The following is a 19681-nucleotide window of genomic DNA, read 5'->3' as shown; positions in this document are numbered from 1 at the left end:
AGAGGGCTTATTCCATCAACAGGAATACAGCCCTCTTTTTCGGTCATTTTAAGTGGTAGGACATTTAGATTTAAGCAAAGGAGATTGACGCGCATTGGCAACATTTTATGATTTTGGGCTCCATCATCTGGTAGCCCGCGCCCTGAGTGACATGGGGTTTGAAGAGGCGACACCGATTCAGGCGGAGACGATCCCCACCGTCCTGCAGGGACAGGATTTAATCGGGCAGGCACAAACCGGTACAGGGAAAACCGCTGCTTTCGGCATCCCGCTCGTGGAAAGAGTGGATAGCGAAAAGGAACAGATCCAGGCGGTAGTCCTCACTCCCACCCGGGAACTGGCTGTTCAGGTAGCTGAAGAACTGAACAAGATTGCCCAGCACAAAAAAGTGACTGCTCTGCCGATCTACGGCGGACAGGATATCCAGCGCCAGATCAGGGCATTGAAAAAGCGCCCTGAAATTATCGTTGCTACTCCGGGCCGGTTCATGGACCATATGAACCGCAAGACGATTCGTCTGCACGGTGTGGAAATGGTCGTACTGGATGAAGCGGATGAAATGCTCAACATGGGCTTTGTCGACGACATCAAGGCGATTCTGCAAGAGATGCCGGAAGAGCGGCAAACCTTGCTGTTCTCGGCGACGATGCCGCGCCCGATCCATGAAATTGCCCGCAATTTCATGAAAAACCCTGTTACCATTTCGATCAAGGCGAAGGAATTGACCGTTCCCAATATCCAGCAGCAGTATATGGAAGTGCCGGAGAAGCAGAAATTTGATGTTCTGTGCCGTCTCCTGGACATCCATTCGCCTGAGCTGGCGATTATCTTCGGACGGACCAAACGCCGCGTAGACGAGCTGGCAGAGGCTCTGAACAAGCGCGGATACGGTGCGGAAGGCATCCACGGCGACTTGAATCAGGCAAAACGCGACAGCGTGCTTCGCAAGTTCAAGGAAGGCACGATCGAAGTGCTGGTCGCTACCGATGTGGCCGCTCGCGGATTGGATATCAGCGGGGTTACCCACGTGTACAACTTTGACATTCCGCAGGATTCAGAGAGCTATGTCCACCGCATCGGCAGAACCGGGCGTGCGGGTAAAACAGGCTTGGCGATTACGCTGGTCACTCCGAGAGAAACAGACCACCTGCGTTATATCGAGAAGGCTACCAACCGCAAGATGGAAAGAAAGCCTGTTCCGACGCTTGCCGAAGCGATCGAGGGACAACAGCGTCTGACAGTGGACAAACTGATGGAGACGACAGGCAGCGGCGAGCTGAGCATGTACAAGTCGCTGGCTGAGCAGCTTTTGGATGAGGTCGATTCCGTAACGTTGGTAGCCGCTGCATTGAAGCTGCTTACCAAGGAACCCGACACCACTCCTGTCCGTTTGACAGAGGAAGCCCCTCTGCGCGTAGGCAAGAGAAAAATGATGGATCAGTCCAGAGGCAGAGGCCCTCGTACCGGAGCCAAGCGGAGCGGCGGAGGCGGAGGCGGCTTCTCGCGAGCGGGGCATGGAAAAGGAAGACCGGCCCAACACAACAGGAACAGAAGAGACTGGGATCGGGATCGCGACCGTGACCGCAATAGAGACTAGAGCAGCGCCAGAGCAACCTCTGCGCCGACTCTAGGCCACAAAAAGAGCCGCCAAGCGCTGATGCCGGGCGGCTTTGATTATTTGATCCGGAATGTGCAGGAGCTCTACACCCAGCCTCTTGCTCTCATCGCCTCTGCGATGCGTTTGAGAGAGATCATGTAAGCGGCTGTGCGGAAATCCGTTTTGTACTCCTGCGCGATTGAACGAACGGCCCAGTAAGACTGGGTCATGACGTCGCGCAGCTTCTGGTTTACTTCGGCTTCGCTCCAGTAGTAATTCATCAGGTTTTGCACCCACTCAAAGTACGAGACGGTCACGCCGCCTGCATTGGCGAGAATGTCGGGGATGACCAAGACGCCGTTTTGGTGCAGCACTTTGTCTGCTTCGGGCGTAGTCGGGCCGTTGGCCGCTTCGGCGATGATGCGCGCTTTGACTTTATGGGCATTTTTCAATGTGATCACGTTTTCCAGCGCAGCGGGGACCAAAATGTCTACATCCAGCTCCAACAGCTCCTCTGGCTGCTGGAGGTGGAAACGGGCGTCGTAATCCAAAATGGTGGACGAATCCTTCAATTTCTCCACCTGGGCCAGATCCAGCCCGGCCGGGTCGTAGAGAGCGCCTTTGGAGTCGCTGACAGCTACGATCTTGCAGCCGAGCCCGGACAGCAGGTCAGCCGCGATGCGCCCTGCATTGCCAAAGCCCTGGATGGCGACGGTCGCTCCCTGCAGCGATTTGCCCATATCCTTCATCGCTTCTTCGATGGTGTATACACAGCCGCGTGCGGTGGCCTCACTGCGTCCTTTCGATCCGCCGATGATCAGGGGCTTGCCGGTAATGACGCCGGGGCTGTAAGAACCTTTGATCCGGCTGTACGTATCCATCATCCACCCCATAATTTGCGGGTTCGTATAAACGTCCGGGGCCGGGATGTCTTTTTCCGGACCGACGATGTCCGCGATCGCTTCCATAAAGCCGCGGCTGATCCGTTCGATTTCCGCTTTGCTGAACTCGTGGGGATCGCAAATAACACCGCCTTTGCCGCCGCCGTAGGGCAGGCTGACGACGCCGCATTTGAACGTCATCCACATCGACAGCGCCTTTACCTCATCCAGGGTCACATCCGGGTGAAAGCGGATGCCCCCTTTTGTCGGTCCGATCGCATCATTGTGTTGGGAGCGAAAGCCTTCGAATACGCGGATACTGCCGTCGTCGAGCTTGACCGGGAAAGAAACGTACAATACCCGTTTCGGTTTTTTCAGTATTTCTACCACGCCGCGCTCCAATCCGAGCAGGGATGCTGCAGTTTCAATTTGGGTCTGCACAATTTCATACGGATTGAGGACTTCACCCGCCGATTGTTGAACCTCCTGGAAAATCGCCATAGTTCTCTCCCTCTTTTTTCTTTATTTTTAAATAATTTTAAATAGAGCAGTAATAGTAATCAGAACAATTCAAAAAAAGATGAACGGAATACAAAAGTATTTTATCTGTAAGGATTAATCGAAACAATATAGAATATAGATGAGATTAATGCCGAAATGAGATGAATAAAAATAGAGAGGGGGAGAACGGTGGAACTGAGGCAGATTCAGTATTTTATCGAGGTAGCCAAACGGGAGCATGTGACGGAAGCTTCCCATGCCCTCCATATCGCGCAATCGGCGGTCAGCAGGCAGATCGTCAATCTGGAGGCAGAATTGGGCGTCAATCTGTTTATCCGCGATGGACGCAACGTACGGCTGACCCCGATCGGAAAAGTGTTTCTGGAGCATATGGAGCAGGCGATGAAGGTGATTGACAAAGCCAAACGGGAGATCGAGGAATTTTTGGACCCGGAGCGCGGGACGATCCGCATCGGATTTCCCAGCAGCTTGGCGGCCTACACATTGCCCACCGTCATTTCCGCTTTTCGCGAACAGCATCCGCATGTGCAGTTTCACCTGCGCCAGGGATCGTACCGGCAATTGATCGATGCGGTGATCAAGGGAGAAATCGATCTGGCTCTCCTTGGACCGGTTCCCAAGGATGAAAAGCAGGTGATTGGCCATACGCTGTTTTTGGAGAAGATCGTGGCGCTGCTTCCTTCCCACCATCGATTGGCAGGGGAGGCTAGGCTGCAGCTCAGTCAGCTTCGCGAGGAAGGGTTCGTCTTGTTCCCGGAGGGGTTCATTTTGCGAGAGCTGGTCGTACAGGCGTGCGGTCAGCTCGGCTTTCGGCCGACCATCTCGTTTGAAGGGGAGGACATTGACGCGATCAAAGGGCTGGTGGCGGCCGGACTGGGGGTCACGCTGCTGCCTGAAATCACGCTGACAGACAATCGGCCCCGCAGCACCGTCATGATCCCGGTGACGGAGCCGACCGTTACCCGCACCGTGGGCGTCATTATCCCGGCTGACCGGGAGCTGCCGCCCACGGAGAAATTGTTCTGTGACTTTCTCAAGCAGTTCTTCAGCGTTTTAGAGGGATTTGATAGTTAGCCGCCGTTTTCTTGCGACGGAAAAAATACGCCGTCAGCAAATACGTCCATATCCAGCAGATCGCAATCAGCGCGAGCTTGTCCAAAAGCGGCGCCGTCTTGCTCAAAATAACGACGGTCATTCCGGCGGTCATCAGCCCGAGCATGGCCAGGCAAAGCCGGAAAGCTGCCCGCTGCCGCTCTTCCGATGCGATCGGCAAAAGCCGGATGGACGGAGGATGCACGATGGTGCGGATATGCTGTGTTACCTGTTTTCCGGCAGCAGCGAGGCCAAGCAGGCAAAGCGCGTACAGCAAAAGAGGCGCTTTTGCCCATGCGATCAGGGCGAGCGTCAAGAATGCCAAACGCAGATAAATCGCAAATGTCTCTCCGGTCCGAATGACGTGGCGGACGAGCACATAGAGATACGCATCGCCCTTGTCTCCGGTCAACCGATCAAAAAGGCGGATGGCCCACGTTCTGGGGCGCACCTTTTTCTGCTTGTGGGGGACATCGATAAACATATTCAGGATGGTGTAGTACAGGTCGATACGCTTGTTTTCCTTTTCGATCAGGAAAAGCCACGGCAGGTGGTATCGAGCGGCCTTGCTCATCGCCATGGCGGTCAGGATCACCATGAGCACAAGCGCAGCGGCCGCGTACACCCTATTGCTTGTCCAGAAGCCGTACAGAAACAGGGCGGCAATCCCCCATCTGGCGACAAGGAGCAGAAAAGAATCGCGCTCCAGTCGCACGTGCCGCCAGTACAGGTCGCTGCACCACATTTTCAGCAGGATGAGGCTGCCGGCGAGCAGCGCCCATGAGCCCGGAGACAAGGCTGTCCTTTTATACACCGGATAGACGATCGCGGCCAAAAGCAGCATGCCGGCAGCTTGCACCAGCAGACTGTAGACAAACGCAGACCGCAAATAGTGTTTCATCGGGTAAGGAGAAGGCGCCAGCATGGCCAGATCGGCTTTTCGCAAAAAAGTGCGAACGGAGGACGGAGCCACAAACACAGCGGTCAACAGGCAGGCGGCCAACTGGGTCCAGAAGGTGCCGGTCAGGGACTCGGCAACCCTCATGTACAGGAAAGCGGCCAGAAAATAAAGCACCACCAGGCCGAGCGAGTTGCTTCCGGCTACTGCTCTCTTGGCGTACCTCTGCCCTGTTTGCCAGGCGGCCTGCAGCCTTGTCGCGTAGAGTGGATCAAACGCCATGGCACATCACCCCCGCACCGCAGCCAAAAACAACTGTTCAAGCGTAGCATCCGGCAGCCCCGCCTGCTGGCGCATCTGCTCAAGCGTGCCGTGAAGCGACATATTCCCGCCGTGGACGATGACGAAGCGGTCCACATACGTCTCCGCAAGGCTCAGCACATGTGTCGACAGCAAGATCGCCGTCCCTTCCTGCTTGATTTCTGTAAGCTGGTTCAGCAGTGTCTCGGTTGCAAGCGGGTCCAGGCCGACGAACGGCTCATCCACGACAAGGACATCCGGCTTTACGAGAAAGGCGCAGAGGATCATCACCTTTTGCCGCATGCCTTTGGAAAAGGAGCCGGGAAAATGATGCGCCCTTTTGTCCAGTCTGAATAGCTCCAGCAGCCGTTTGGCCCGTTCCTGAAACTGCTGTTCCTCTAGCCCGTACGCTTTTGCCATGAACTGCAGATGCTCCCACAGAGTCAGCTCTTCGTACAATTCCGGCATTTCCGGTACATAGGCGAGCAGCGGCTGATCTGTGGAGAAGGCGATCGTCCCGGAAGACGGCTGCAAAAACCCGAGGACGTGCTTCAAAATGGTGCTTTTCCCTGCTCCGTTCAAGCCGATCAGTCCGACGATTTCACCGGATTGGACGGAAAAGGAAATATCGTGAATGGCGGGCTTTCCCGTCGAGTAGCCCCCTGTGACTCTCTCCAATGTAAGCATTTGGTTTCACCTCAAAGGCCGTGCTTTTTTCCAATATACGGATAAGGCCCTCTTTATCATATCACGAATGCGGGGGACAAGCAGAATGCCAAAAGAAGGAGGGGATTGCATATGGCAGCCTCTGAATCCGAACAGATTTCGGACAAGGAAGACAGAATCGTAAAGATAGGACTGGTCGGAGCCGGAAATATCGGCCAGACGCATTTGAACGCCTACCGGCAAGTCAGGAGCGCCCGGGTGGTGGCAATCGCGGGGCGCAATCGGGAAAGAGGGGAGCAGATGGCTGAAGAATACGCCTGCCGGTATTATCCTGCTCTGGAGGCTATGCTGGAGCAGGAGGAGATCGACATCATCGACATTTGCCTGCCTACGGATTTGCATGAACAGCATGTCGTACAGGCTGCCCGGGCCGGCAAGCATGTCCTGTGTGAAAAGCCGATCGCTCTCACGCCCGCTGCGGCTGAACGGATGCTGGAGGAGGTCCGGCAGGCAAATGTACTCTTTATGGTCGCGCAGGTATTGCGCTTTTGGCCGGAGTACGTCGCGATCAAGCAGTGGATCGATGCGGGGCGGCTCGGTCGGCCAGAGATGATCTATGCCCAGCGGCTTTCGCAGCCGCCTGACTGGAGTTCGTGGTTTCAGGACCCGGCGAAGAGCGGCGGGGCTTTATTTGACCTGCATCTGCACGATATCGACTTTTTGATCCACCTGCTGGGGCCGGTCGCTTCGGTATACGCTGTCGGCAAGCAAAGCGAAAATGGAGCCTGGAATCACGTGGTGACCAATCTCGTGTTTGCAAGCGGAAGCAAGGCAGTCGTCGAAGGCTCGCACCTGATGGGGAAGGACTTCCCGTTTTCCGTCGCGATGAGGGTGAATGGACCAGTGGGAACGCTCGACTTTTCCTATACGTCTGACAGAGCTTCCGGGAAAAAACAGAGCCATTTTTTCTGGTATGGCGAGGGGAGCAGACAGCCTGTTGCAATCGAGCCGGGTGACCCCTTTGTCAATCAGCTGCAGTACTTCGTGGACTGTGTCAAAACCGGGGAAAGACCCCAGGTTGTCACTCCCGAGGAGAGTGTTCAGGTTCTCCGGGTCATGACGGCGATCCAGCGGTCGCTGGAGACGGGGGAAGTGCAGCGGATAGACTGGATGCGGTGATTTGGGACGATAAGCAAGAAAAGGGATTTGGAGGAATAAAGGCGCGGGCCGGAGACAAACTATGTGCGTAACAAGCCGTGGAAAGGGGGTAGGAAACATGAAGAAGACGACGACCAGAAGGATGTTGGGCGTGTTGGGGTTGTGCTGCATGATTGCTTTGGCAGGCCAACCAGCTTTCGCGGCGAATGACTCCGGTCGTGTGGACCAGCCTGCCAACCTGTCTCCGGCGCGGCAGCTTATCACCGTAGAGCAGGCCAAGACAATCGCATTGCAGCAGATAAAGGGACGAGTCGTCCATGTAGAGCTGGAAACGGAAGATGGCGTGCCCGTCTATGAGGTCATCGTGATCAACGAGCAAAATCAGCCGTATGAAGTGGAAATCGATGCGGTGACAGGGAAAGTGCGCAAGGTCGAAAGAGAAGACGTGTGATCGAAAAAGACGGCTTAGGCGAGGGGTTCGCAGCAAGCCGTCTTTTCCGTTTTTGCTCTAAAGCTGCGCCAGGACGTGCCCGCTGATTGCCATCAAGTCACCATGCTCCTTTAGGCGACATCCACATCTACACGAGTACAAACGTCAACACGGAAAGCAAAACGGACGTAATCGCCATGGCGATGAGCGGGCGGGATGCTTTGGTCCGCAGATCGCGCAGGTTGACATTGAGGCCGAGGCCGACCATGGCCATCGTCAAAACAAAAGTAGTGAGGCTGGCGATTCCGCTGCTGAAACCGTCGGAAACGGGAATCTGCTTGCCCAGTACATAGCTGCCAAAGATACTCATGGCGATAAAGCCAATCAGGAACCAGGGAAACTCGATCTTGGCGTTTCCATCTGCTTTGCCTGTCCGCTTCATCCAGTACATGAGGATGAAACAGAGCGGAACGAGCAGGAGAACGCGGCCCAACTTCGCCAAAAGCCCGATCGCCAGACCGTCCTGTCCGGCTGGAGCCGCTGCGAGTGCGACGTGTGCGATTTCATGCAGGCTGACCCCTGACCAGGTGCCGTATTCGATTGGCGACAAAGGCAGAATCGGCCTCAGGATGGTGTAGGTGATAGCGAAAATGGTACCGACGAGTGCGATAATTCCTACACCGATCGCCGTATCCTCGTCCTTTGCCTTGATGATGGGGGACACCGCTGCAATGGCTGCCGCTCCGCATACACCGGTACCCACTCCGAGCATGAGCGACAACGAGGTGTCCGCTTTCAGCCATTTGGCGATCAGCAGGGTCAGGAAGATGGAAAATGCGATAACGCCCGCATCGTATACGAGCAACCCCAAGCCATCCGACATGACGACATCGATATTCAGCTTCAGTCCGTACAAAATGATGGCGAGACGCAGCAGCCGTTTGGCGGAAAATTGAATACCGGGCCGGATCGCTTCGGGGTATCCCCAGATTTGGCGGTAAGCCACCGCAATCAGGATCGCGCATGCCAGTTGGCCCACGCGGTCAAAGCCGGGAACCTGTGCAAGGCCGTATCCGAGCAGGGCCACGATAAAGGTAAACCCCACCCCCGCCAGCCACAGCCAGGCTGCCGGCGCTTTTTTTGCCGCGCCGGGCCTGCCTTTTGCCAAAGCGGCTTCGTCATCCGTGGGCATGCTGTTTTTCAATTGAGTAGACATTGCATCATCTCCGTTACTTTTTTGCAGAAGGAAAAGACAATGACCCTCGTGCCGCACTCTCCAAAAGAGAGGCTTCCTCCGAACTGTTTTACAACCAACTCCAGCATACGGCAAACCGGTGAATAAGAAAAATAAATCATTATGATAATGATGATAAGCAAAATAGTATAATGGGGCCAAGACACACGAAAACGGATGGGGGCAGAATGGATCAGCAGTTGCTTGTTTTTGTAACAGTGGCGGAAAAAGAAAGCTTTTCCCGCGCGGCCGAGCAGCTTCACATGACACAGCCGGCAGTCAGCCAGCATATTCAAGCGCTGGAACGCGAATTCGGCACTCGCTTGCTGGAGCGAAGCAACAAATATGTACGCCTGAACAAAGCGGGAGAGATCGTGTATCACCATGCCAAGGAGATTCTCGGACTTCACACGCGCATGCGCGATCTGGTGGACGATCTGATGAATACGCCAAGCGGCAATTTGATCATCGGTGCGAGCTATACGTTTGGCGAGTATGTGCTTCCCCACGTGGTTGCCCGTCTTCGCGACCGCTATCCCAAAATCAAGCCGACAATCACAATCCACAATACAAAAGAGATTGTCGATCTTATTGCCAGACGACAGCTCGATGCGGGCATCGTGGAAGGAGAGTGCCGGCATGAAAAGCTGAGCATTGAGCCGTTTGCCGACGACGAAATGCAGATCATCGTCTCGTCCAGCCACAGGCTGGCCAAAAAAGTAAAGGTGACGGTAGAGGAGCTGGAGGAAGAAACGTGGATCGTGCGGGAAGAGGGCTCAGGGACGAGGGAAGCCGCCGAAAAAATGTTTGCCAGACTCGGTCTGTCTCCGGCAAACCTGATGGAATTTGGCAGCACGCAGATCATCAAGGAATCGGTAGAGGCGGGAATGGGCGTCAGCTTGCTTTCCTCCTGGGCGATTCGTAAAGAGCTTACCTTGGGGTCGCTGAGCACCGTAAAGCTATCTGAAACGCCGATCATGCGGAAATTTTCCCTGGTGACGCAAGCGAATCCGTTTCGGACGAAAGCACTCGATATTTTTCTCGATTTGCTGCGGAAAAATGATGTGCTCCCCGATTCTCTGGAGCGGAAGTGATCAGTGTTCCTTCTCCTGCGGTATGAGTAAGGCGTTATTTTGGGGCAAAAAAAGACCGCTGCTCTCTGAAAAGGCAAACGGTCTGTAAAGCCGTTACGTACGGAAATCACAGGAAAAACGGAAGAAAACGCTTGCATTTTCGGGTGGGCTATAATAAAGTGAAAACACGGGGAGTAAACAGAATTTCCCCACTTCTTTCTTTTTTATGACAAGTGAACAATCAAAGGCAAAGGTGCCAAGAACACGAGGGTTACACCCATGTGTTTCGGCACCTTTTTTGCGTTTTTTGGCAAAGGGTTGGTGCCTTTACCGGAAAGGAGCGTGACTGGCATTGGAAAAACCGATCAGAGCAACGCCACTGGCCGTACGGATGATCCCCAATGTGGATCCCCGGCTGGCCGAGAAGCTGAATGTGGCTCCCCACATCCGAAGCTTGGGGCTGCTTACCTCAACGATCGATGATGTAGGCTACACAGCCATTGATGAAGCGACAAAGAAAGCGGCAGTGGAAGTGGTCTATGCCCGTTCGTTTTACGCGGGTTCGGCCCACGCCTCGGGTCCGTTGTCGGGTGAGTTTATCGGAGTGATCGGAGGCGCTACTCCCTCCGAAGTGGAAAGCGGCCTCGATGCGGCGATTGCTTTCATGGCGAACGGGGCTTGCTTTTATTCGCTCAATGAGGAAGGAACGCACGCATACTACGCTCACGTCGTATCGCGGACAGGAAGCTATCTGTCCCAGGTGGCGGGTATTCCCGAGGGCGAACCGCTGGCCTATCTGATCGCCCCTCCCCTCGAAGCCATGTACGGCATCGACGCCGCACTCAAGGCGGCGGATGTGGAGCTCAAGCAATTCTTTGGCCCGCCTACAGAAACCAACTTCGGGGGAGCGCTCCTGACCGGCAGCCAGTCGGCGTGCAGCGCTGCGGCAGAGGCATTTGCCGAAGCGGTGCGAAGTGTCGCTGCAACGCCAGTAAAACGATAAGCGGGAGGAAACGTAAATGCGTGCTCATGCATATGCGCTCGGCATGATCGAGACGCTGGGCTTTCCGGCACTAGTCGCTGCCGCAGATGCCGCGGCCAAAGCGGCAGATGTCCAGGTAGTAACTTATGAAGGAGCAGATGCCGGAATCGTCACCGTCTACGTCATCGGCGATGTCTCGTCGGTGCAGGCCGCAGTCGACGCGGGTTCGGACGCAGCAAAGCGGGTTGGACGCCTGCTGCATTCCCACGTCATACCGCGCCCGGACGAGTCTGTGCCCCAGATGATCAAAAAGATGTTTAGTCAAAAGGAATCCGCTCCGCAGGCTGCTGCCCAGGAGCAATCGGCTGCAGAAAAGGCGGCGGTCGACAATACCGAAGCTGCAGAGCTTGACGCCATGTCGATCAACGATCTGAGAAAGCTGGCCCGCTCGTATGCGGAATTCCCGCTTTCCCAGCAAGAGATCAACACGGCGAAAAAAGAAGACCTGATTCGCCATCTGGAAGCCAAGCGGAAAGATGGAGGTGAAGACAAATGATGCTGGATGCTGATTTGTACTCGGTGCAGGAAGTAAGGACTTTCCTCGCCAAAGCCAAAGAAGCGCAGGCCAAGCTGGAGAGCTTCAGCCAGGAACAGGTGGATGCCATCGTTGCGGCGATGTCCAAGGCGGGCGAGGAAGCTGCTGAGCGATTGGCTGCGATGGCTGTGGAGGAGACCGGCTTTGGGAATGTGCCGGACAAACGGATGAAAAACCTGTTTGCCGCACAGCGCGTCTACGAAGCGATCAAGGACCGCAAAACGGTAGGGATCATTCGCAAGGACGAGGAGAACAAGGTCTGGGAGGTAGCGCAGCCCGTAGGGATTGTAGCGGGAATCGTTCCTTCCACAAACCCGACCTCGACGGTGATCTTCAAGTCGATGATCGCGCTCAAAGCGCGCAATGCGATCATCTTCAGCCCGCATCCGTCTGCGGCAAAATGCACGCTGGAAGCGGCAAGGCTGATGGCCGAGGCAGCTGTACGCGCAGGGGCCCCAGAAGGGCTGATCCACTGCATTACCAAACCGACTCTGCAGGCGACGAATGAATTGATCAAGCACAAGCTGACTGACGTCATTCTGGCTACAGGCGGAACGGCGATGGTAAAAGCGGCTTACAGCTCGGGCAAGCCCGCCTTTGGCGTCGGACCGGGAAACGTGCCGGTCTACATTCACCACACGGCAGACGTGGCTGCAGCAGCGAAGCATATCGTACAAAGCAAAACGTTTGACTACGGCACGATCTGCGCCTCCGAGCAGGCACTGGTCGTAGACGAGTCGATCAAGCGGCAGGTCATTGCCGCACTGCAGCGGGAAGGCGCCTATTTCCTCAATGAACAGGAAAAAGAAAGAGTGGCCGCTGTCATTATGATCAACGGCTCGCTCAACGCCAAGGTCGTGGGCCGCTCCCCGCAAGCCATCGCAGAGCTGGCGGGAATCTCCATTCCGACGGGCACCCGCGTGCTGATCGGAGAAGAAACACAGGTGGGCAAGGCGTTCCCGCTGTCGGTGGAAAAGCTCTCTCCGATCCTCGGATTTTATACGGTCCAGGACTGGAAAGAAGGGGCGAAGCGCTGCCGGGAGCTGCTGGATTTGGGCGGACTCGGCCATACGCTGGGGATTCACGCCCAAGATGAAGCCGTCATCACGGCATTTGGCCTCGCCCAGCCGGCATCGCGGATCGCGGTCAATACCGGCACCACCTTTGGCGGCATCGGCGCGACGACCGGAATCCAGCCGTCGCTGACGCTCGGATGCGGTTCGTTTGGGAACAACATCACGTCCGACAACATCGGGCCGCAGCATTTGCTCAACGTCAAGCGCGTCGCCTTTGGCATCCGCGAGATGCCCCCGTCCCAGCCAGTAGCGGCAACTGCCGCGACGGAAGCAGCGGCTCTTGAGGCGGTATCGTCTCTCAACGTCGGCCTCAGCCGGGATGAGATCAAAGACATCATCAAGTCGGTGCTGGCGGAAATGACCGCAAAGGCATAAGCGAAGTTAACAAAATCAATATCCATATAAATCCAAAGACAATATCCAAGGAGGAATAGAAAATGGCAGGAGAAATGGCAGCATTGGGCATGGTGGAAACAAAAGGTCTGGTAGGTGCAGTGGAAGCTGCAGACGCAATGGTAAAAGCAGCGAACGTGAAGCTCATCGGCAAGGTGCATGTCGGCGGCGGTCTGGTAACCGTTATGGTCCGCGGCGATGTAGGCGCAGTAAAGGCATCCACTGACGCAGGCGCAGCAGCAGCAGAAAAAGTAGGCGAACTCGTATCCGTTCACGTCATCCCGCGTCCGCACGGCGACATTGAACTGATTCTGCCGAAGCTCGAAGGGTAATGCCGTATGGCGGTCATTACAGAAACATCCTTGCGAGCTATGCATAAAAGCGGTATTCCCAACCCCTTTCTCCTGGAGAAAGGGGACAAATTAACCCCGGCAGCGGCCGATTTTTTAAAGGGAAGAGGGATTGAAGTGAAATCGTCTGAAGAACATCTGCAGCCTGCCGTCCAAAGTCAGCCGGAACGATATATCCCGGTCGGTGTATCCAACCGGCACGTGCATTTGTCGCCGGAAGATGTGGAGGCACTCTTTGGTCCCGGTTATCAGCTGACCCCTCTTCGCGAACTGTCGCAGCCTGGCCAGTTTGCCTGCCAGGAAACGGTCACGATCGTCGGCCCCAAAGGCTCCATTCACGGCGTCCGCATCCTGGGACCGGCCCGTGGCGCGACCCAGGTGGAAATCTCCCGCACGGATGGCTTTCAATTGGGCGTTCACGCACCTGTAAGGATGTCAGGCGACATCGAAGGGACACCCGGCCTGGTGCTGGTGACGGCCAAGGGCTCGCGGATTCTGGAAAAAGGCGTGATCGTAGCCAAGCGGCATGTGCACATGTCCGAAGCCGAGGCGCAGGAGTATCAGGTACAGGATGGCGACACGCTGATTCTGGAGACGACCGGCGAGCGTCCCATCATCTATCCGGATGTGGTGGTTCGCGTGAATCCGCGCTTTGCGCTTGATTTTCACGTCGATCTGGACGAAGGCAACGCAGCCAACCTGAAAACGGGCGACCGGGTCAAGGTCATCGGCAAGAACGGCCAGCTCTACACCCGTCAAGGGAGGTAATACACCATGGATATCAGGGAAATGGTGGCATCCATCACCAAGGAAATCCTGCAATCGATGAACCAAGAGAAGAAGCCGCCAGCTCCGCGCGTCCTGTACGTCTTTTGCGACAGCCAGGCGCACGAAGCGTTTGCGGATCATTTTATTCAGTTGAAAAATCACGGCATTTGCCACGATATTCTCTTCCTGGACGGCGAGACGTCAAGCTGGCTGGGCATGCACAAGATCGAGTGCGGCGGAGCCGGAAAGATTTTGACGGCGGATGAATACGCGCCGATCCCGCTTGAAGTCCCCAAGGAATACGCGGGGATTGTCATTCCGGAAATTGATTTGGACAACGCCGCCCGCGTGGCGAACGGTCTGAAGGGAACGATCAAGGCCGAGCTGGTTTTCTCGGCGCTGGTGACGGGCAAGTTCGTGCTGGTCGGCTCCGATGTTCCCGGTATCAAGCGGGCGGACCGCCGTACGCTGGCTACGCTCACATTGCCGCCTGCGTACGAAAAGCTGTTTCACCGCCACGTGCAGGAGATGAAGGAGCTCGGTGTGGAGTTTGCCGAACAAAAGCGGCTGGCCGACAGAGTCATCGCCAAGCTGAACGCAGGAAAGAAAAAAGAGGAAGCGGCCCCGGGGCAGCCAGTACTGACAGCGTTGGACGAGACCGAAGCGGTATTTTCGGGACGCTTGCTGACGGCTGACTGGATTCGCTCGCAGCCGCAGCTCCGCAATACCACGCTGTACGTCAAGCAGGGATCGATTGTTTCTCCCCTGGCTTACGACAGTCTGAGAGAACGCGGGGTAACAGTCTCCTATCTGGGAAAAGGGTGATCGCATGTTTTTGGGAAAAGTGATCGGCAGCGTATGGGCCACCCAAAAAGAAAGCGGGATGGAAAATCTGAAGCTGATGGTCGTTCAGCCTGTTGATTGGAACGGGCGGGAAAACGGCCAAACCGTGATTGCCGCAGACCGGATCGGAGCAGGAATCGGCGAGCAGGTGATTGTCTCCAGAGGCACGCCTGCCCGCATCCTGTTTGGCTCCAACAGCGTACCGATCGATGCCGCAATCGTGGGCATCGTCGATTCGTTTGAGGTGCCGGGAGCGACCGAAGGGGAGGGATAGGGTATGGAACAGGAACGTTCGCGCGTCATACAGGAATTTGTGCCGGGGAAACAGGTAACGCTGGCCCACGTGATCGCCAATCCAGACAAAATGCTGTACACCAAGCTCGGTATCAACGAAGCGGGTGCCATCGGCATTTTGACCCTCACTCCGACGGAGACCGCGATCATCGCGGCCGACATCGCCACCAAGGCAGCCAATGTGGAGCTCGGCTTTCTCGACCGCTTTACCGGCTCGCTGATCGTCGTCGGCGACGTCTCTGCGGTGGAAATGGCGGTAGACGCCGTCAATCGCGTACTGAGCGAAAAACTGCGCTTTACCCCTGCGCTGGTGACGAAGTCATGAAAAAGCGGGTCATGATCATCGGTGCGATCGAGGCGGGCAAGTCTTCTCTGGTCAAAGCGCTGTTCAACGACGAGCAGCCTGCCAGGAAAACGCAAGCATTGGAGTTTCGCGACTGGCTGATCGACACGCCTGGTGAGTACAGCGAAAATCCGATGTACTACCGGACGCTGATGGCGACGTCTCTGGAAGCGGGAGCAATCCTGATGGTACAGGACGCGACGCGTGAGCGAAACTACTTTCCGCCGGGTTTTTCATCCGGTTTTCCTCAGCCGTGCATCGGCGTCATCACGAAAATCGACCATCCCGCTGCCAACGTGGCCCGGGCGGAAGCGTTTCTCCGTCAATCCATCGGAAATGCCGTCATTTTTCCCACTTCCGCCTATACGAAGGAAGGCATTCCCGAGCTGATGGAGCATTTGAAAAGCTTGGAAACTCGCTAGTTTTCCTTTTCGTCCGAGTTGTTATGTGAGAAAATTTAATTGATTTCATCGAATTATGGGTATTATCGGACGGTAAAGAGGGATCAGATGCAAACCTTACGAGAGCTTTGCCAATCACAAACAACGCTGCGCGAAGAGGATATTCGGGTTTTGGAGGATTTGGCTGACAAGCTGCAAATTTTCTCGGACTTGTACCAAGCGGACATGTTTATCGACTGTTTGACGGCAGATCGAAGTTCCGCGCTGGTAGTGGCCGAAGCATCTCCCCGTACGGCCAAATCGCTGTACAAAGGATCGGTCGTCGGACAATTGGCCACCGCAATCAATGAGCCGGCTGTGATGTACTGCCTGACTACTGGCAAACCGGTCATCGGCTCGCGAGGAGTTTCCCAGGAGCAGGTCGTGATGAGACAGAGCGTCACCCCGATCTGCAATGCCCAGGGAGAGACGATCGGGACGCTCATTACCGAACAGGATATCTCTGAGCAAGTGGAGCAGGAGCGGAGCGTCGAGCTTTTGAGAGAGACTACGGAGCATCTCAGCGAAACGCTGATGCAGTTTGCTGAACCGGAGATGCCGATCTCCTCGCTTTTGCACGAGGGGATGATCCTGTTTGATTACCAGGGAAATATTTCCTACGCGAACCGGCGGGCGCATGAGCTGCTGGCTTCCATCGGGTATCCCCAGCCGGAAAAAGGGGAGAGCGTCGAGCGCATCTTTTCCTGGCTGCTTTCTCCGGAAAGCTTCGTCAGGAGCGGCGGCTTTATCCAGAAAGAGCTGTCGCGAGGAAAAACCTTTCTGTTGCTGAAAGCGGTTTCGGTTGCCCGCAAGCCAGACGACAGGGGAGGGATTGTACTCCTGCGAGACATATCCGACATCCGCGAAAAAGAAAAGCAGTTGATGATCAAATCGGCTGTGATCAAAGAAATTCACCATCGGGTGAAAAACAACCTGCAGACGATATCCAGTCTGCTGCGGCTGCAAATGCGCCGCTCGCAATCGCAAGAAATTGAAAAAGTATACCGGGAGAGCATCAACCGGATCAACAGCATTGCCATCATTCATGAATATCTGGCCCAGGATGGGCTGGAGCAAATCGATTTCAAAGACATTTTGACCAAAATATCGAAAATAATCGTCTCTTCCATGAGGCGTTCAGAGCAGAGTATACAAGTAACGATTACGGGTGAATCCGTATGTTTGCCGTCCAGCAAGGCGACCTCCTTCGCCCTGATCGTGACGGAGCTGATACAGAACTGCATGATCCACGGCTTTCGGGATCGGCAGGAAGGAACCATCACTGTCTCGCTTGTTCCCAAGGACGATTTTGTCAGCCTGTCCGTAACCGATGACGGTGTCGGCATGGGCGATACAGAACAACTGTTGAAAAAAGGGCATCTGGGGTTGAAGATCGTGGACACTCTGGTCAAGGAAGACCTGGAGGGAACGATTCATTTCAGGAACACGGGCAATGGAACAGAGGTAACGATCCTCTATCCGCTGCATAAGGGAGATGAACAGGATGACACAGCCGAAAATTATGGTGGTTGATGACGAACCGATTATCCGCATGGACTTGCGCGAGATGCTGGAGGCGGAAGGGTACCTTGTGGTGGCCGAAGCGAAAAACGGCGAAGAGGCCGTAGCCCAGGCTCACCGCCACAAGCCGGATTTGATCATTATGGACGTGAAAATGCCGGTCATGAACGGCATCAAGGCTAGCAACATCATTCGTTCCTTTTCTGATTGTTCCATTCTTCTTCTTACTGCGTACAGCCAGAGGGAGCTGGTGCAGGATGCCCGCAAGGCTGGCGTAACCGCCTATTTGGTAAAGCCGGTGTCAGAGGATGACCTGATCCCTGCCGTCGAGATCGCTTTGAGCCAGAAAGAAAAGGTAGTCTCTCTGAAAAAGGACATCAAGGATATTCAGCAAAAGATGGAGGACCGCAAGAAGATCGAGAAGGCAAAAGGGCTGATCATGACCCAACACGCCTTGGAAGAGGATGTCGCCTACAAATGGATGCAGAAAGTCAGCATGCAACGGCGCATGCCCCTGGTGAAGCTGGCGGAAGAAATTCTCGCAGGAGAACAGGTGTATTCTGCTTCCGTGTAGAAGAAACAGGGATGGATGGAGACGGTACGATCTCCGAACTTCTGCACCAGAAATATCCGCAAATGAATAGAAAAGCAATGGCGCTTTGACAATCGGCCGGTTCCATATTCGATCCGGCGGTTTTCAGGCGCCTTTTTGTTTTTGTTTGGAATGCCACTGCTTCAAGGAGGTTCATGATGGATGAACAATGGATCCAAAGCGTGGGTATAGATGTGGGGACGAGCACGACGAAGATGATCGTCAGCCGGCTGCGGCTCGGGAGGATGTCGAGTACATTCTCCCTTCCGCGTTATCAAATCGTGGAACGCCAGTTGCTGTATGCGAGCAAGGTTCACACGACTCCCCTGCACGGCTTTGACGAGATCGACGCGGACGCGATTGGAGCGATTTTGCAAAAGGAATACGAGCAGGCACAAATCAGCCTCGGCGACATCAAGTCGGGTGCCGTCATCATCACCGGAGAAACGGCCAGCAAGAAAAACGCGCAGCATATCTTGCACTTGCTCGCGGAAAGATCGGGTGATTTCGTGGTGGCGACGGCAGGGGCCGATCTGGAAGGCGTGCTCGCGGGGAAAGGCTCGGGCGCGGAAAGGCGTTCGGTCGCCATCCAGGGAACGATTGTCAACGTCGACATCGGGGGAGGCACGGCGAATGCCGCTTGCTTTCACCGGGGGAAGGCGATCGCGACGGTGACGTTTCACGTAGGCGGACGCTTGCTGCGTCTCGGCCCGCAAGGAGAGGTGCAATACGTCTCTCCAAACATCCAGGCGTGGCTGAATGCCAAGGGCCTGTCAATTACCGTCGGAGAAGTGCTGACGTACGAGCGGATCAAGGACTTTTCCATACAGATGGCCAGAGGCATGCTCGACTATTTGAGCGGGCGGGAACGACAAGTTTCCGGTCTGCTTGTGCTGGGCCAGCCTTTGAAGGAAAACGTGTCAGTCGACGAGATCTCGATCTCTGGCGGAGTCGGACAGCTGATGTCGGCCCCCACACCGGAGACGATTTCCGATGTCAGCCGATACGGCGATTTCGGCCCGATGCTTGCCTGGGCCTTGCGGCAGGAGAGGGAAGCGGGGACGTATCCGATGCAGTGGATCGACCCGGAACAAACAGTTCGGGCTACGGTCATCGGGGCAGGCATGCAAAGCACGGAGATCAGCGGTTCGACGGTGCATATCAAGGCGGAGCTGCTGCCGATCCGGAATGTGCCGATCGTCAAGCTGGAATTGACCGAGGGGCATCTGGGCGACCCGCAGCAGCTTCGCCGGGAAGTTTCGGATGTGTACGACCTGGCTCTGCGCCTGTTTGAAAAGACGACGGGAAGCCCGTTTGCTCTTGCCATTTCCGGCATCACGTATTGCTCGTACTCCCTGCTGCAGACGATCGCAGAAGAGCTTTCGCAGCAATACAGGCAGAAATTCGCGGAGAGCCGGACCATGATCGTGGTGTGCGAGACGGATATGGCCAAGGCCTTGGGCCAGGCGCTGGCGCTCAGGTGCAAGGGCCAGCCGGAAATCATCTGCATCGATCAGGTGCGGGTCGAGTACGGGGATTACATCGACTTGGGAGAGCCGATCTCGGGAAGCATCATCCCGGTCATCGTCAAAACGCTGGCATTTGATGAAGCGCCGCAAAAAGGGGTGTAACA

General features: G+C 55.5%; 21 protein-coding genes. 17 read left to right on the top strand and 4 right to left on the bottom strand.

The window, feature by feature from the left end; all coding sequences use genetic code 11:
* The first annotated feature begins 151 nt into the window (after positions 1-151).
* Positions 152-1597: a DEAD/DEAH box helicase gene (locus NST96_RS26225; protein ID WP_342406554.1), complete on the top strand. Its 1446-nt coding sequence runs from the start codon at positions 152-154 to the stop codon at positions 1595-1597.
* Between the two features lie 104 nt (positions 1598-1701).
* On the opposite strand, the gene NST96_RS26220 is transcribed toward NST96_RS26225, so the two are convergent.
* Positions 1702-2979 (bottom strand): Glu/Leu/Phe/Val dehydrogenase, encoded by a 1278-nt coding sequence (locus NST96_RS26220; protein ID WP_003388616.1) that lies wholly within the window; start codon positions 2977-2979, stop codon positions 1702-1704.
* A gap of 189 nt (positions 2980-3168) precedes the next feature.
* On the opposite strand from NST96_RS26220, the gene NST96_RS26215 reads away from it, so the two are divergent.
* Positions 3169-4074 (top strand): LysR family transcriptional regulator, encoded by a 906-nt coding sequence (locus tag NST96_RS26215; protein ID WP_003388614.1) that lies wholly within the window; start codon positions 3169-3171, stop codon positions 4072-4074.
* On the opposite strand, the gene NST96_RS26210 is transcribed toward NST96_RS26215, so the two are convergent.
* Both NST96_RS26210 and NST96_RS26205 read right to left on the bottom strand, forming a co-directional pair.
* The gene (locus NST96_RS26210; protein ID WP_342405076.1) at positions 4046-5272 is read right to left on the bottom strand and encodes an ABC transporter permease; all 1227 of its coding nucleotides are present in this window, start codon (positions 5270-5272) and stop codon (positions 4046-4048) included. The genes NST96_RS26215 and NST96_RS26210 overlap by 29 nt on opposite strands.
* Positions 5273-5278: 6 nt before the next feature.
* Entirely contained in the window at positions 5279-5977 is a 699-nt protein-coding gene (locus NST96_RS26205) for an ABC transporter ATP-binding protein (RefSeq protein ID WP_003388609.1), read from the bottom strand.
* Between the two features lie 111 nt (positions 5978-6088).
* On the opposite strand from NST96_RS26205, the gene NST96_RS26200 reads away from it, so the two are divergent.
* Positions 6089-7135, top strand: coding sequence for a Gfo/Idh/MocA family oxidoreductase (locus tag NST96_RS26200; RefSeq protein ID WP_341074290.1), 1047 nt, complete (start codon positions 6089-6091; stop codon positions 7133-7135).
* A 97-nt stretch (positions 7136-7232) separates the two neighbouring features.
* Positions 7233-7565, top strand: a complete 333-nt coding sequence (locus NST96_RS26195) for a PepSY domain-containing protein (RefSeq protein WP_341074287.1) — start codon at positions 7233-7235, stop codon at positions 7563-7565.
* A 127-nt stretch (positions 7566-7692) separates the two neighbouring features.
* On the opposite strand, the gene NST96_RS26190 is transcribed toward NST96_RS26195, so the two are convergent.
* Positions 7693-8760, bottom strand: a complete 1068-nt coding sequence (locus tag NST96_RS26190) for a putative sulfate exporter family transporter (RefSeq protein WP_039071561.1) — start codon at positions 8758-8760, stop codon at positions 7693-7695.
* Between the two features lie 206 nt (positions 8761-8966).
* Between NST96_RS26190 and NST96_RS26185 the strand changes: the two genes are divergently transcribed.
* The 13 genes from NST96_RS26185 to NST96_RS26125 all read left to right on the top strand — a co-directional run bounded on the left by NST96_RS26185 (position 8967) and on the right by NST96_RS26125 (position 19679).
* On the top strand, positions 8967-9872 hold the full coding sequence (locus NST96_RS26185; RefSeq protein WP_227278008.1) for a LysR family transcriptional regulator: 906 nt from the start codon (positions 8967-8969) through the stop codon (positions 9870-9872).
* A gap of 331 nt (positions 9873-10203) precedes the next feature.
* Positions 10204-10854: an ethanolamine utilization microcompartment protein EutL gene (gene eutL / locus NST96_RS26180; protein ID WP_003388600.1), complete on the top strand. Its 651-nt coding sequence runs from the start codon at positions 10204-10206 to the stop codon at positions 10852-10854.
* Between the two features lie 16 nt (positions 10855-10870).
* Positions 10871-11389: a BMC domain-containing protein gene (locus NST96_RS26175; protein ID WP_003388599.1), complete on the top strand. Its 519-nt coding sequence runs from the start codon at positions 10871-10873 to the stop codon at positions 11387-11389.
* On the top strand, positions 11386-12879 hold the full coding sequence (locus NST96_RS26170) for an acetaldehyde dehydrogenase (acetylating) (protein ID WP_024984492.1): 1494 nt from the start codon (positions 11386-11388) through the stop codon (positions 12877-12879). Before NST96_RS26175 ends, NST96_RS26170 begins: the two co-directional genes overlap by 4 nt.
* Before the next feature lie 62 nt (positions 12880-12941).
* Positions 12942-13229 (top strand): ethanolamine utilization microcompartment protein EutM, encoded by a 288-nt coding sequence (eutM, locus tag NST96_RS26165; protein ID WP_003388597.1) that lies wholly within the window; start codon positions 12942-12944, stop codon positions 13227-13229.
* Between the two features lie 6 nt (positions 13230-13235).
* Positions 13236-14015 (top strand): phosphate propanoyltransferase, encoded by a 780-nt coding sequence (gene pduL, locus NST96_RS26160; RefSeq protein ID WP_003388596.1) that lies wholly within the window; start codon positions 13236-13238, stop codon positions 14013-14015.
* A 6-nt stretch (positions 14016-14021) separates the two neighbouring features.
* Positions 14022-14840 (top strand): hypothetical protein, encoded by an 819-nt coding sequence (locus tag NST96_RS26155; protein WP_031932529.1) that lies wholly within the window; start codon positions 14022-14024, stop codon positions 14838-14840.
* A gap of 4 nt (positions 14841-14844) precedes the next feature.
* The gene (locus NST96_RS26150) at positions 14845-15132 is read left to right on the top strand and encodes a EutN/CcmL family microcompartment protein (protein ID WP_003388594.1); all 288 of its coding nucleotides are present in this window, start codon (positions 14845-14847) and stop codon (positions 15130-15132) included.
* 3 nt (positions 15133-15135) lie between these two features.
* The gene (locus NST96_RS26145; RefSeq protein WP_003388593.1) at positions 15136-15477 is read left to right on the top strand and encodes a BMC domain-containing protein; all 342 of its coding nucleotides are present in this window, start codon (positions 15136-15138) and stop codon (positions 15475-15477) included.
* Positions 15474-15917: a EutP/PduV family microcompartment system protein gene (locus NST96_RS26140; RefSeq protein ID WP_003388592.1), complete on the top strand. Its 444-nt coding sequence runs from the start codon at positions 15474-15476 to the stop codon at positions 15915-15917. The genes NST96_RS26145 and NST96_RS26140 overlap by 4 nt, the downstream gene beginning before the upstream one ends.
* Positions 15918-16004: 87 nt before the next feature.
* Positions 16005-17468, top strand: a complete 1464-nt coding sequence (locus NST96_RS26135) for a sensor histidine kinase (RefSeq protein ID WP_003388590.1) — start codon at positions 16005-16007, stop codon at positions 17466-17468.
* Positions 17440-18030, top strand: coding sequence for a response regulator (locus NST96_RS26130; protein WP_024984491.1), 591 nt, complete (start codon positions 17440-17442; stop codon positions 18028-18030). The genes NST96_RS26135 and NST96_RS26130 overlap by 29 nt, the downstream gene beginning before the upstream one ends.
* A 176-nt stretch (positions 18031-18206) precedes the next feature.
* Positions 18207-19679 (top strand): ethanolamine ammonia-lyase reactivating factor EutA, encoded by a 1473-nt coding sequence (locus tag NST96_RS26125; protein ID WP_327955656.1) that lies wholly within the window; start codon positions 18207-18209, stop codon positions 19677-19679.
* Positions 19680-19681: the final 2 nt, after the last annotated feature.

The sequence above is a fragment of the Brevibacillus sp. FSL K6-2834 genome (assembly GCF_038592925.1).
Classification (GTDB): Bacteria; Bacillota; Bacilli; order Brevibacillales; family Brevibacillaceae; genus Brevibacillus; species Brevibacillus borstelensis.
The sequence above is the reverse complement of the archived record's forward strand: the minus strand, read 5'-3'. Positions and strand labels throughout refer to the sequence as shown.

What these genes read in the sequence shown, in the direction of transcription:
- NST96_RS26225 (WP_342406554.1), top strand. Translation starts at nt 152, where the DNA reads ATGGGGTTTGAAGAGGCGACACCGATTCAGGCGGAGACGATCCCCACC.
- NST96_RS26220 (WP_003388616.1), bottom strand. Translation starts at nt 2,979, where the DNA reads ATGGCGATTTTCCAGGAGGTTCAACAATCGGCGGGTGAAGTCCTCAAT.
- NST96_RS26210 (WP_342405076.1), bottom strand. Translation starts at nt 5,272, where the DNA reads ATGGCGTTTGATCCACTCTACGCGACAAGGCTGCAGGCCGCCTGGCAA.
- NST96_RS26205 (WP_003388609.1), bottom strand. Translation starts at nt 5,977, where the DNA reads ATGCTTACATTGGAGAGAGTCACAGGGGGCTACTCGACGGGAAAGCCC.
- NST96_RS26200 (WP_341074290.1), top strand. Translation starts at nt 6,089, where the DNA reads ATGGCAGCCTCTGAATCCGAACAGATTTCGGACAAGGAAGACAGAATC.
- NST96_RS26195 (WP_341074287.1), top strand. Translation starts at nt 7,233, where the DNA reads ATGAAGAAGACGACGACCAGAAGGATGTTGGGCGTGTTGGGGTTGTGC.
- NST96_RS26190 (WP_039071561.1), bottom strand. Translation starts at nt 8,760, where the DNA reads ATGTCTACTCAATTGAAAAACAGCATGCCCACGGATGACGAAGCCGCT.
- NST96_RS26185 (WP_227278008.1), top strand. Translation starts at nt 8,967, where the DNA reads ATGGATCAGCAGTTGCTTGTTTTTGTAACAGTGGCGGAAAAAGAAAGC.
- NST96_RS26175 (WP_003388599.1), top strand. Translation starts at nt 10,871, where the DNA reads ATGCGTGCTCATGCATATGCGCTCGGCATGATCGAGACGCTGGGCTTT.
- NST96_RS26170 (WP_024984492.1), top strand. Translation starts at nt 11,386, where the DNA reads ATGATGCTGGATGCTGATTTGTACTCGGTGCAGGAAGTAAGGACTTTC.
- eutM (WP_003388597.1), top strand. Translation starts at nt 12,942, where the DNA reads ATGGCAGGAGAAATGGCAGCATTGGGCATGGTGGAAACAAAAGGTCTG.
- pduL (WP_003388596.1), top strand. Translation starts at nt 13,236, where the DNA reads ATGGCGGTCATTACAGAAACATCCTTGCGAGCTATGCATAAAAGCGGT.
- NST96_RS26155 (WP_031932529.1), top strand. Translation starts at nt 14,022, where the DNA reads ATGGATATCAGGGAAATGGTGGCATCCATCACCAAGGAAATCCTGCAA.
- NST96_RS26150 (WP_003388594.1), top strand. Translation starts at nt 14,845, where the DNA reads ATGTTTTTGGGAAAAGTGATCGGCAGCGTATGGGCCACCCAAAAAGAA.
- NST96_RS26145 (WP_003388593.1), top strand. Translation starts at nt 15,136, where the DNA reads ATGGAACAGGAACGTTCGCGCGTCATACAGGAATTTGTGCCGGGGAAA.
- NST96_RS26140 (WP_003388592.1), top strand. Translation starts at nt 15,474, where the DNA reads ATGAAAAAGCGGGTCATGATCATCGGTGCGATCGAGGCGGGCAAGTCT.
- NST96_RS26135 (WP_003388590.1), top strand. Translation starts at nt 16,005, where the DNA reads ATGCAAACCTTACGAGAGCTTTGCCAATCACAAACAACGCTGCGCGAA.
- NST96_RS26130 (WP_024984491.1), top strand. Translation starts at nt 17,440, where the DNA reads ATGACACAGCCGAAAATTATGGTGGTTGATGACGAACCGATTATCCGC.
- NST96_RS26125 (WP_327955656.1), top strand. Translation starts at nt 18,207, where the DNA reads ATGGATGAACAATGGATCCAAAGCGTGGGTATAGATGTGGGGACGAGC.